Here is a 13,004-nt window from a genome sequence, read left to right as displayed (position 1 = left end):
CGACAACTGTTTTTATCATTAAAAAACACCCTGATCCATAAACATAAATCAAAGTATACAAGCACATATTAAACATGAAATATGAATATACAAGAAAAATCTTAGCCTTAATGACCTTGTTTTTCCCTTGCTGTTCGCCTTGATTGCTTCTCTTTGTTTCCGATTTGCCTTAAGGGTTTATCTTCTTTTTTGATTATAATGCTATCCTTGTTTTTGTAAACCCTTATCTGACCGGGCAAATCCAGGCTGATGCCCGAGGGACGATCAAAGCAAAAATGTATCATATCCTCTATATGGACAAGACAAATCCGCTTTAAATCTTTTTTAACCTTCCATATTGCCTTTCTGAAGACACGGTTTAAAATCGCCGGATGAAGCTCTGACATTAAGTTTTTTGACAAGGCAACAGCATGATTGTCTGTTTTGATCAAACACCTGTTAAACTGCCTGTCGGTTTCCATGTCCCAAAAATCTTCTTCCTGTCTTAATATCCGGCTCAGCCTGTCAAGGGCATCAATGATTTCAGGATTGTATTCCGACTGGAGCCGGGGAAGCAACCGGTGGCGGATATTATTTCTTAAATAGGCCATATCCGTATTGGACGAATCAACCCTGTAAGCCTGTTTTTTATCTGTTAAAAAATCAAGGATCTGGATTTTTAAAACCCGGATCAAGGGCCGGATATATCTGTTGTTGCGTATGGCCGGGATTCCTGAAAGCCCTTTGGAGCCTGCTCCCCTTAGCAGGTTCATCAATACCAGTTCAACGTTATCGTCTTTGGTGTGACCGGTGGCAATTTTTGTATACCCATGAAGTTTGGCTGTTTGTTCAAAAAAACGGTATCTGACATCCCGGCCAGCCTCTTCAATTGATAGACGATGCTGTTTGGCATACTTTTTTACATCTGTTTGCTCACCATGAAACAACAGGTCAAGATTGTGTGCAAAACTTTTTACAAAAATTTCGTCTGCTAAAGATTCATCTTCTCGAAGCATGTGATTCATATGGGCAATGCCGATATTTAAGCTGTATTTTTTTTTAACGGCCAGCAACGACAACACCAGGGCAACGGAATCAGGGCCGCCTGATACGGCAACCAATACCTTGTCTTCCTGTTCAAGCAGGTTAAATTCATGAACAGTCTCTGCAATGATGTCAATAAATTCTTTTTTCATACACATCCTGGTGGTTGCGTCAGCATGCAAACAAAGGCATCCTGGAGTTTTCAATCAATCCTGATGCCCATGCTTTTTCAAAAAAGGTTATGATGGCGGCTTCCCCGTTTTTCCCAATATCTTTTGAAAAATCATTTACATAAAGTTCGATATGCTGTTGGATCACATCTTCATCCAGCTCCTGGGCATGAGTTTTAATATAATCATAGGCCATGGCAGGATTTAAAAAAGCATGGTCAATGCTTTGGCGAATCAGTTGTTGAATCGTGCAGACCACCTTGGGGTCCATGTCTCGCTTGACGGCAATACAGCCAAGAGGGATGGGAAGGGAGGTTTTATCTTCCCACCACTGACCCAGGTCTGCTTTTAATTCAAGCCCCATATTTTGATAAACAAACCTGCCTTCATGGATAATAACCCCGAAATCAGCTTTGTTTTCCATGACTGCGGGCATGACTTTTTCAAAAGGCATGGGCATGACCTGCATGTCTTGGCCCTTAAAGAGATCGTCCATATAAAATTTGAAAAGATGGTAAGCTGTTGTGCCAAGACCGGGCACGGCAATCACGGGCCTGGCCTTATCATCCAGGGACCTGCCGGGATTTGATATGATCAGCGGGCCGCAGCCCATGCCCAGGGCAGACCCGGTTCGCAGCAGGGCATATTTGTCCATGAGGCTGCCAAATGCGGCAAAGGACAGTTTGGTAATATCATATGCCCCTTTGGCTGCATTCTGGTTCAAAGTTTCCACATCCTCAAGCACGATGTCAAATGCGTATCCTTGAAGATCAATCAATTGTCCGGCAATAGCCTTGAAAATAAAAGTGTCGTTGGGACAGCTTGAATAGGCCAGGCTGTATGTCTTGTTTGGTTTCATTCTTTTCTTATTATCAAAACAAGCACCATAAAAGCAATTTGATTTTTAATATTGACCTAACTTTACTTTTATCTCTGCCATGATTATCGTTTCTGGACATGGGATGAATCAAAACAGCAGATCAGGAGTATATAGAGTCTTATGAAAAACAGCGGTTCAATATGTGTATCACTGATTGAGACAGAAGATGCAGATGAAAGCATCTTGGGTTCAACTTCCAAGGAGCTTGACAGGATTATAGTCAAAGGAGCCAGGGAACATAACCTTAAAACCATTGATGTGGACATCCCCAAAAAAAAGATGGTGGTGTTTACCGGGGTATCCGGGTCCGGCAAATCCAGTCTTGCATTTGACACCATTTTTGCCGAAGGTCAGCGAAGGTATGTTGAATCGCTTTCCTCCTATGCCAGACAGTTTATCGGACAGATGGAAAAACCCAAGTACGACACCATCCGGGGGCTTTCCCCCACCATTGCCATTGAACAAAAGGCGGCCAGCAAGAACCCCAGATCCACTGTGGGAACCATTACGGAAATTTACGATTACCTCAGAGTGCTGTTTGCCCGGGTCGGGACCCAGTACTGCTGTACATGCGGACAAAAGGTGGGCAGGGGCCATGCCCAGAGCATGGTGTCCCAGATCCTTTCTCTGCCCGACGCCTCAAAAATCCTGATACTTTCTCCAATTGTGGAAAACCGGAAAGGTGAACATAAAGAGCGGCTTGAAGAGCTGAAAAAACAAGGATATGCCAGGGTCAGGGTGGACGGGGTGGTGCAGGATCTTGAAAATGTCCAGACCCTTGCAAAAAATAAAAAGCACCACATAGAAGTGGTGGTGGACCGCCTCAAGGTGACCAATACCCAGGCGTTTGAGAAGCGCTTGACCGATTCGGTGGAGAACGCCCTCAAGCTGGGCAGTGGCCAGATCATTGTTCATATGCTGGGACGCGAAGACCTTAAAATGAGCGAGGCCAGATCCTGTTGCGGTATTGCATACCCGGAACTTGCTCCCCAGATTTTTTCTTTTAACTCCCCTCTTGGCATGTGCCAGGAGTGCAATGGGATTGGAACGCTTCTGTCCATGGACCCGGATAAGATTGTCCCGGACAAAAACTTGAGTATCAGGCAGGGCGCAGTTATACCTTGGAAAAATTATTTTATCAAAAATCCCCGGTATGCCAATGACAATTCCTGGGGAATGAGCCAGCTTACGGCCATGGAGCAGCAATGGGGCATCAACTTTGATATTCCCTGGAAAAAACTGCCCAAAAAAGACCGTGATCTTCTTTTGTACGGTTCCAAGAACAAAGAGATGACCGTCAACTGGAATTCACACAAGATCCAGGGTGAATTCACAAGAACCCATGAAGGATTGATCCATACCCTGATCCGGCGGTACAAAACCACTCAGTCGGAAGGACAAAAAAAATATTACGCAAAGTTTATGACGGCCAGCACCTGTCCTGCCTGCCATGGTAGACGCCTGAAAGACGAGGTTCTTAATGTCCATATCCAAGGGCAGTCAATCATGGATGTGACCGCCATGACCGTCAAACAAGCTTATGAGTTTATAAACACACTGAACATGACCGGAAACAAGAGGCTGATTGCCCAGGAACTGCTCAAAGAGATCTCGGACCGGCTGGGGTTCCTGGTAAATGTAGGTCTTGATTACCTGTCCCTTGACCGGAGCGGCCCGACTTTGTCCGGTGGCGAATCCCAAAGAATTCGGCTGGCTTCCCAGGTTGGATCGGAACTGACCGGGGTTCTCTATATTCTGGATGAACCGTCCATTGGCCTGCACCAGCGGGATAATATCAAGCTTTTGCAAACCCTTCATCATCTGCGGGATATCGGTAACACTCTGATTATTGTAGAGCATGACCAGGAAACCATGGAAGAATCAGACTGGATCGTGGATATCGGCCCGGGCGCAGGACACCTTGGCGGCCAGATTGTGGCTCAGGGAACTCCGGAACAGATCCGGCGCAACCCTGCCTCCATAACAGGTAGGTTTTTAACGGGAAAAGAACGGATCAATATCCCTAAAAAAAGAAAAAGCCCTGAAGCCAGAGGCGGCAAATGGATCTCCATTGTCAAGGCGGAAGAAAACAATTTAAAACAGATAACGGCAAATATCCCCCTGGGGCTGCTTGTTGCGGTTACAGGAGTGTCTGGTGCGGGAAAATCAACCTTGATCAATCAGATTCTGTACCCTGCCCTGGCTGTCAAGCTGCACAATTCTCAAATGACAGTGGGCCGACATGGCAAGATCAAGGGGCTGGCCCATTTGAACAAGATTATCAATATCGACCAGAAGCCAATCGGCAGAACTCCCAGGAGCAATCCTGCAACCTATACCAAGGTGTTTGATCATATCAGGGAATTTTTTGCTCTGCTGCCCGAATCCAAGGCGCGCGGGTACAAAAAGGGACGATATTCTTTTAATGTCAAAGGCGGCCGGTGCGAAGCCTGTAAAGGCGACGGATATATCAAGGTGGAAATGCATTTTCTGGCCGATGTATTTGTTCCATGTGACGTGTGTTGCGCAAAGCGATTCAACCGGGCTACACTTGAAATTGCCTATAAGGATCATTCCATTTCAGATATTCTTGACCTGTCTGTGCTGCAGGCAAGGGATTTGTTTGCAAGTCACCCGAAAATCACAAACATACTGGATACCCTGATGGATGTGGGGCTGTCCTACATTAAGCTGGGACAGGCAGCCACCACCCTTTCCGGCGGGGAAGCCCAGAGGATCAAGCTTGCCAGGGAACTTGCCAAACGGGATACCGGGGACACTCTCTATATCCTTGACGAACCCACAACAGGCCTGCATTTCCAGGACATAAGGCTGTTATTGAAGGTTTTGTCCCGCCTGACAGTCTCGGGCAACACCGTGATCATTATTGAACACAACATGGACGTTATTAAAACTGCCGACTGGATTATTGATCTTGGGCCGGAAGGGGGCAGCAGCGGGGGAGAAATCATTGCTGAAGGTCCGCCTGAAAAAATTGCACAATCCTCTAAAAGCCATACCGGCAAGTATTTGAAACAAATATTAAACAATTATAAAAGCTGAAAGAATCTCATGTCTCTTTTTAGATGGGTCATCCGCCCGTATCTGTATAGCCAGTATATGTTTCAGAAGCTTGCCCGGAAAGGCACGTTTGGTGGAGATCAGGCAATTTATATTAAAACCGCATACAAAAATACTGGTAATGGTTTGAAAGACGGATTGTTCCGTCACCATGTCAAGCAGTTCCATGAAGCCTCCTGCTCGGTGGCATCGGTTGTGTCTGTGGTGAACACCCTTCTTGACAGACAAGGCCATTTGAACGGAACACCGTTATGCCAGCAGAATTTGCTCGAATCTGTTAGAACCGCGCACTGGAAGGAGCGGATGAGTGACAACGGCTATAACGGGCGAAGAGGGCTTCCGCTCCAGACCCTGGGCCAGGTGGTCGAAACCAGCCTCAAAGTATATGGAATTTCATATCAATCACTTGAGACGGTCCAGGCAAGTCGTGATCCAATCAAGTCAAGAAAAATCAAAGACCGTCTGCGCGCCAGGCTTGAACAGTTTGAAACAGCGGGCAATTGCCTGATCATTTCCCATTTTGACCAGGGATGCTTTGTCCGGGATCTTCACATCCCCCATATTTCACCTGTGGGCGGATTTGACCCTGAATCCGGAACCGTGACCCTCCTTGATGTTGATCCGTCCCAAGAATGTCCCTACCAGGTTTCCTTTGATCTGTTTTACAAAGGATTGTCCAGCAATTATAATCCCATCTTCAGAAGATTCGGATATGGAGAAGGCGGATATGTTTTTATCCGGGTTTAAGGCTTATTGTATGAAAATACATTTTTAATGTTTTAAAATCAAACTGTTTTCATGCTTATAGTGGCAGGATAATCAGCTATAGAGAGATATGCAAAAAGATCAACATAAAATGCACTGCTGCATATTTTCTAATCTCAATATGCGATTTTTGCGATCTTAGTAGTCTAAGATTAAAGGGTTTTTGGATGTATTATGCATTACTGCATGCATAATGCACATATGCATGAAGCATTTGTTGTTTCAAACAAATTAATTTTCACGCCATCCCTGTCTTTAAAGGTTTTAAGACTAATACAACCATTCCATTAAAAAACAATCCAAGGCATATAATTTGCTTTATTAATAAAGTTGCCATTGGAGTTGATAAGACTTTCATATCAATGCCACAGCCAGACCGCATGTTTGGCGGTTTTGCCCACAGACATAATGAAAGTCGGGGGGTTTTGTTTGCAAAATTTTTTCTATAAAAAGGAGAATTCATTTGTCTGAAGAATATCTTAACAAAAAAATTTATGTAAACGGCATTCCCCGGACCATAATCGCAGATGCAAAGGCCGGCCTTGCCGAAGTAATCCGTCAGAATCTCGGGCTTACCGGCACAAAAGTGGGCTGCAACAAAGGACAATGCGGTGCATGCAATATTATTCTTAACGGTAAACTGGTACGTTCATGTATTACCAACTGGGATAGAGTTCCAAATAATTCTGTAATTGTTACTATTGAAGGTTTAGGTGATGCAAACAAGCTTCATCCCCTTCAATGGGCTTTTGCAGTGACCGGTGCCATACAATGCGGTTTCTGTACCCCGGGTTTTATTATGAGTGCAAAAGCGCTTCTGGATAAAAATCTTGAGCCGACAAGGCAGGAAGTTCGAACATGGTTTCAAAAACACCGCAATGCTTGCCGCTGCACTGGATACAAACAGATTGTTGATGCTGTCATAGATGCTGCAAAGGTTATCAGGGGCGAGCTTGAAATGAAAGAATTTTCATCTCTTTTAGGTAAAAAAGGCGAAGTATGGGGAACCTCTTATCCAAGACCCAGTGCGGTTTATAAAGCAACCGGCACCTGGGATTTTGGCGAAGATTTCAGGAATAAACTCCCTGATGACACACTTTATGGCGCAATGGTACAATCTAAACTTTCCCATGCCGTCATAAAAAAAATCGACCTGTCAAGGGCTGAAAAAATGCCCGGAGTTTATAAGGTTGTTACGGCAAAGGATGTTAAAGGCACCAATAGAATTACAGGACAGCCGACCTTTTGCCAGGATGGATTTGACCGGCCCATATTTTGTGATGAAAAAATTTTCATGTATGGCGATGTGGTTGCCCTTGTGTGTGCCGACACTCAGAAACATGCGGATGCAGCAGCCAAAGCCGTCATACTTGAGCTTGAAGAACTGCCGGCCTACATGTCCGCCATGGATGCCATTGCAGAGGATTCCATACAAATTCATCCGGGAACCCCAAACCTCTATAATGAAAAAAGAATCGCAAAAGGCGAAGAGACCGCACCCCTCATGGAAAAATCCGCCCATGTAGTGGAAGGGGATTATTATCTTCAGCGCCAGCCACACCTTGTTATGGAGCCTGATGTCGGATTTGGTTATATTGATGAAAAAGGGCGTCTGACCATTCAGTCAAAAAGTATATGGATCTATTTTCACCAGGCCCAGATGGCTCCGGGGCTTGGACTTGAGGCAAAGAATATCAGAATAATACAGAACAATTCAGGCGGGTCATTTGGATATAAATTAAGTATCACCTGCGAGGCAATCATCGGCGCTGCAGTACTGGCAACGGGAAAACCGGTATTCCTGGCCTATAACATGGCCCAGACCATCAGCTACACCCCCAATCGTTCCCCTTTTGACATGCACATGAAATTAGGTGTGGATAAAAATGGGAAAATCATCGCAATGGAGACAAAATATTATGTGGATCACGGCCCCTATTCTGAGTTCTCAGAGCGCCTCACACAGCGTGGAACACAGTTCATGGGTGCAAACTATGCAATTCCCAATATCCGCGGTATAGGCCATACCGTCTGCACAAACCAGACCTGGGGTTCTGCATTCAGGGCTTTTGGAGCGCCCCAGGCCTATACTGCAACTGAAATTTTAATGGATGAGATGGCAAAAAAGATCGGCATTGATCCCCTTGAGTTTCGCTATATGAATGTGATCCGTGAGGGAGATACCTTTCCTTTTGGGCAAAAACCGGATGTCTATGTTTACCCCCTTATGATAGAAACCATACGGCCAAAATATCAGGCTGCCCTTGAAAAAGCAGAACAAGAATCCACTGAAACGGTTAAAAAAGGCGTGGGCATTGCCCTTGGTGTGTTTGGCGCAACCCATGACGGACCGGATACAGCGGATATTATAATTGAGTTGACCCAAGAGGGCATCACACTTTACAACAACTGGGAAGACCATGGCCAGGGAGCTGATATTGGCGCGCTTGGAACGGCTCATGAAGCTTTACGGGAACTTGGGTTAAAACCCGAACAGATTAAACTTGTGATGAACGATACTGCCCTGGCTCCGAATGCGGGTGCAGCATCGGGAAGCAGTTCCCAGGTTGTAAAAGGCAATGCTATTTTAAACGGGTGTGAGATTCTGCTTGATGCCATGAAAAAAGAAGATGGAAGTTTCAGAACCTATGATCAGATGATTGCCGAAAAAATTCCGGTCCGATATACCGGGACATGGACAAACACCGGCGGCACCATGTGCGATGAAAACTGCCAGGGAAACCCATTTGGGGCATTGATGTACGGCCTGTTTATGCCGGAGGTGGCCGTGGATATTACAACGGGAAAAGTCAAGGTTGAAAAATTCACTTTTGTTTCAGATATCGGAAAAATAAATAACATTGCCAATGTGGAAGGACAGATGTACGGAGGCCTTGCCCAGGGCATCGGCCTTGCTCTGTCTGAAAATTTTGAAAATATTAAAAAGCACTCGTCTTTGAGTGGAGCGGGACTGCCTTATATTGAAGATATTCCAGATGACATGGAACTGATACACCTGGCCGTGCCCAGAAAACAAGGCGGGCCTTTCGGCTCCTCCGGTGTTGGTGAGCTTCCCCTTACAGCGCCCCATCCCGCAATTATAAATGCCATATATAATGCATGCGGCGTTCGCATTCGAAAACTTCCTGCATTACCTGAAAAGATACTCAAAAAATTAAAATCAATGTAAGCAAAGAAATTGTCCGGTTTTTTAATTTTCAACATTGAGTGTCGGTTTTGCGGCAATTTGCATTACCTGCCGGGTTGTAAGCATTAGAAGAATAAAGCTTATAACCCGTCAGAAATCAGGCAAACATTATATGCTGAAATTAATAATCTTGATTTTTTTGAAATTTTCAGTGTCATTGTTCTATAAGAAGGGTTAAAATAAATAATATTTTAAACACGAAGGAGATCAGACAGATGAAAAACAGTGGGCATGATAAAGGCAAAAGCAAGCAGGACTATTGAGTCTCATGAGAATTTTATAGAAAGGACATCGTATTATGGAACAACTTGACCAGATCATTAAAACACTTTCATTGACCATGGGTGCGGCCTGGGCAAGCGGGATCAATTTGTATGCTACAATTCTTGTGCTGGGCTTTCTGGGCTTAACAGACAATATTGTTTTGCCTCAAAAACTTGAAATTCTAATGAACCCCATGGTTATGAGTGCTGCAGGACTCATGTACTGTGTTGAATTTTTTGCAGACAAAGTTCCGGGTGTGGATACGGGATGGGATACGCTTCATACCTTTATCCGTATTCCTGCGGGTGTGCTTTTGGCAGCAGGTGCCGTGGGGGATGTAAACCCTGCGGTTGCAATGGCGGCAGCGATTATGGGCGGCGGCCTTGCAGCCGGCAGTCATGTGACCAAGTCAGGCACCCGTTTGCTGATCAACACCTCGCCGGAACCCTTCAGCAACTGGACCGCATCAATAGTTGAAGATGTCGCTGTTATTGCCGGTGTCTGGGCTGCGTTACAGCACCCCGTAATTTTCCTAGTGCTGCTGGCTGTTTTTATCTGTCTTGCTCTCTGGCTTCTTCCAAAAATCTGGAGCGGAATAAAAAAAATTTTTCGTTTTCTGGGATCTATTTTCAAAAAAAAAACAACACTTGGTACAATTTCCTCTGATGACAGAACTGCAAAAAAGTCCGGTCAGGTATAAAAACCGGAATATCCGGATGGATCTTGCGTCTTTTGCAATATTCCGATACCCATCCATATGAATGGGTCATGTGAAAAAAAAAGATAAAGAAAACAAAAATGAAAAAATGGTGTCTGATTTTAGTTGTGTGCCTTCTATGCTTTGGTCTTATAGGCTTGGCTCTTGGGGGAGTAATCTATGGTCGTTTTTCTCAATTCAATACAGTAGTACAAAAAAAATTTGAGGGCAGGTTATGGGAATTGCCGGCCTGGGTTTATGCCCGTCCCCTGGAACTATATCCTGGCATGCCCCTGGCCCCGGATCTGTTTGAAAAAGAGTTGATCCTCATGGGATACCAGCATGCCGGGAGCGTGAATGATTTGGATGCCCCGGGCAAATATGTCCGCACAGCAAACAGGTTTGAACTTTTTTGCCGGTCGTTTGATTTTGGTGATGAAAAACTTCCGGAGCGCAGGTTTAGCATTACAATTGAAAACAACCGGGTGGTGAACTTACAAACTTTCCAGGACCTTACCGACAAAACAATACAGCGCCTGGACCCGGTCATTGTCGGAGGTTTTTATCCGTCATCCATGGAAGACCGCATCCTGGTGACGCTTGACCAGACCCCGCCGTTACTGGGAAATACTATCGTTTGTGTCGAAGACAAGACCTTTTACTCCCACTACGGAATTGATCCCAAATCAATTTTCAGGGCCATGCTGGTCAATTTAAAAAACAGGCGCATGTCCCAGGGTGCCAGCACCCTTACCCAGCAATTGGCCAGGAATTTCTTTTTAACCAAAGAAAAAACCTTGATCCGCAAGATCAATGAGATGATCATGGCTGCCGCGCTGGAACTTAATTACAGCAAAGCCGATATCCTGGAAGCATACATGAACGAGGTCTACCTTGGTCAGGACGGCAACCGGGCCATTCACGGATTCGGGCTGGCCGCTGATTTTTATTTTGGAAAATCCCTGTCGGATCTGAGGCCCCATGAAATCGCTTTACTGGTCGGAATGCTGAAGGGGCCTTCGGTTTATAATCCCAGGCGATATCCTGACCGGTCCATAGACCGCCGCAATCTTATTCTGGAAATGATGGAAAAACAGGGACTTGTCTCCCAACCCCTGCTGCAACAATCTCTGGCAGCCCCTCTGGATATTATTGACAACCCTGTCCGGGGTCATTCCCCGTTTCCGTTTTACCTGGATCTGGTCAAACGGCAGTTGCTCAGGGAATACAAGGAGGCCGATCTTAAAACCATGGGCATAAGGATTTTCACCACCCTGGACCCCCAGGTTCAACTGGCCGCAGAACAGAGCGTGGCTGATTTTTTAAAACAAACCACGGACAGGGGCAACCTTGAAGCCGGTGTCGTGGTCACTTCCAGGGCCAGCAACGAAGTACAGGCCCTGGTGGGAGGAAAGGACTTCAGATACAAGGGTTTTAACCGTGCCCTGGATGCAAAACGACCCATTGGCTCCCTGATAAAACCGGCGGTATTTCTTACGGCACTGGAACGTCCCGGCACCTATACCCTTGTCACACCGATTGATGACAGCCCTGTCAAGATGCCGAACCCGGACGGCAGTTACTGGAGCCCTGAAAATTTTGATAAAACATACCACGGACAGGTTAAGCTGTATAAGGCCCTGGTTCATTCCTTTAATGTATCCACCGTAAGACTGGGCATGGAACTGGGGGTTGAATCTGTTTTAGACACGCTTGGAAAAATGGGTCTTGACCATAAAGTCCCTGTCTTTCCTTCGGTTCTTCTGGGCAGCCTTGAGATGTCACCGGTCCAGGTGGTCCAAACTTACCATACCCTTGCATCCGGCGGTTTTTTTACACCGATCAAATGCATCCGTTCTATTTACAGACCGGACGGTCAGGTACTTCAACGATATCCGCTGACCATTGAACAACGTCTTGATCCGGGAGCTGTTTTTTTATTAAACAAAATGCTTCAGGCTGTCGTAAAGGAAGGCACCGGCAAATCCCTGAAAAAATGGGTATCCGATGATCTGGGCATAGCCGGAAAAACCGGAACCACCAATGATCTTAAGGACAGCTGGTTTGCCGGTTTTTCAGGGAACCGGCTGGCGGTCGTATGGATAGGCCGAGATGATAACCGGTCTGCCGGACTTACCGGATCATCCGGGGCTTTGCAGGTTTTCGGGCGTCTCATGAGTTGGATTCCGAATGTTCCCCTGGATCTGCCGGTACCTGGAAATGTGGAGTGGGCTGTCATTGATGCCCAAACAGGTTATCTAACCCAAAAGACATGCCCCGATGCCATGGCGGTTCCTTTTCTCAAAGGGTCAACGCCAACCCTTTTGCATTCATGCACTTCAGACGCCCCCCCCCGGTATAATGATCAAGAAACAGCAAAAAAGCCAAACATTTTGATGGACTGGCTGAAAGAGATTTTTAAATGAAACAAAATCCTTGTTTTGAATGGGTACTCTGTATTTTTATGACTCTTTTTATGATTTCCTGTGCACAACATCGGGCCTTAGAACCGCCCTCAACCCTTCCGGCTGAAAATTTGCCTCAAATCGGAACCCGGCAGCCCGCGTCCCCCCGGAACACCCCCCGGCCAGCCGTTCTTTCAAAAATGATTCATACGGCTGAAAATCAACTTCGATCCAATAAACCCGAAGCTGCGTTTCAAACACTGGAACGCGCCCTTGATATTGACGGCCAGGACCCTATCATCTGGCATCTTATGGCCAAAGCTCAACAGATGCAGAACAATTTTCAGCAGGCAAAATATTTTGCCGGAAAATCCAATGCCATGGCCGCACGCATGCCTTTCCTAAAAAAAAGAAACTGGCGGATCATAGGTGATGCGCTGAAAAAACAGGGCCGGATTCAGGAAGCTGAAGCCGCCTATGAAAATGCACGGTAAAACAGGATACACAGGCA

At 45.8% G+C, this 13,004-nt stretch carries 8 protein-coding genes; 6 read left to right on the top strand and 2 right to left on the bottom strand.

Annotated elements, in window-relative coordinates; genetic code table 11:
* Nucleotides 1–107: 107 nt before the first annotated feature.
* Both tilS and BLT94_RS15380 read right to left on the bottom strand, forming a co-directional pair.
* On the bottom strand, nt 108–1,175 hold the full coding sequence (gene tilS / locus BLT94_RS15385; RefSeq protein WP_175530371.1) for a tRNA lysidine(34) synthetase TilS: 1,068 nt from the start codon (nt 1,173–1,175) through the stop codon (nt 108–110).
* Nucleotides 1,176–1,194: 19 nt separating this feature from the next.
* A complete protein-coding gene (locus BLT94_RS15380) occupies nt 1,195–2,052 on the bottom strand; it encodes a menaquinone biosynthesis family protein (protein WP_092235942.1) in 858 nt (285 codons plus the stop codon).
* Nucleotides 2,053–2,193: 141 nt separating this feature from the next.
* On the opposite strand from BLT94_RS15380, the gene uvrA reads away from it, so the two are divergent.
* From uvrA to BLT94_RS15345, 6 genes are all read left to right on the top strand, one after another.
* Complete coding sequence (gene uvrA / locus BLT94_RS15375) at nt 2,194–5,136, top strand: excinuclease ABC subunit UvrA (protein WP_092235939.1); 2,943 nt, start codon at nt 2,194–2,196, stop codon at nt 5,134–5,136.
* Nucleotides 5,137–5,145: 9 nt separating this feature from the next.
* The gene (locus BLT94_RS15370; RefSeq protein ID WP_092235936.1) at nt 5,146–5,901 is read left to right on the top strand and encodes a phytochelatin synthase family protein; all 756 of its coding nucleotides are present in this window, start codon (nt 5,146–5,148) and stop codon (nt 5,899–5,901) included.
* 481 nt (nt 5,902–6,382) lie between these two features.
* On the top strand, nt 6,383–9,109 hold the full coding sequence (locus BLT94_RS15360; RefSeq protein WP_092235933.1) for a molybdopterin-dependent aldehyde oxidoreductase: 2,727 nt from the start codon (nt 6,383–6,385) through the stop codon (nt 9,107–9,109).
* Nucleotides 9,110–9,425: 316 nt separating this feature from the next.
* Nucleotides 9,426–10,091, top strand: a complete 666-nt coding sequence (locus BLT94_RS15355) for a DUF4126 domain-containing protein (protein WP_092235930.1) — start codon at nt 9,426–9,428, stop codon at nt 10,089–10,091.
* 98 nt (nt 10,092–10,189) lie between these two features.
* Nucleotides 10,190–12,514, top strand: coding sequence for a penicillin-binding protein 1B (mrcB, locus tag BLT94_RS15350; RefSeq protein WP_092235928.1), 2,325 nt, complete (start codon nt 10,190–10,192; stop codon nt 12,512–12,514).
* Complete coding sequence (locus BLT94_RS15345) at nt 12,511–12,987, top strand: tetratricopeptide repeat protein (RefSeq protein WP_092235925.1); 477 nt, start codon at nt 12,511–12,513, stop codon at nt 12,985–12,987. The genes mrcB and BLT94_RS15345 overlap by 4 nt, the downstream gene beginning before the upstream one ends.
* Nucleotides 12,988–13,004 lie beyond the last annotated feature (17 nt).

Source organism: Desulfobacula phenolica (genome assembly GCF_900105645.1).
GTDB classification, from domain to species: domain Bacteria; phylum Desulfobacterota; class Desulfobacteria; order Desulfobacterales; family Desulfobacteraceae; genus Desulfobacula; species Desulfobacula toluolica.
Note: the sequence above shows the minus strand (reverse complement) of the source record. Positions and strands in the feature narration are given on the sequence as shown.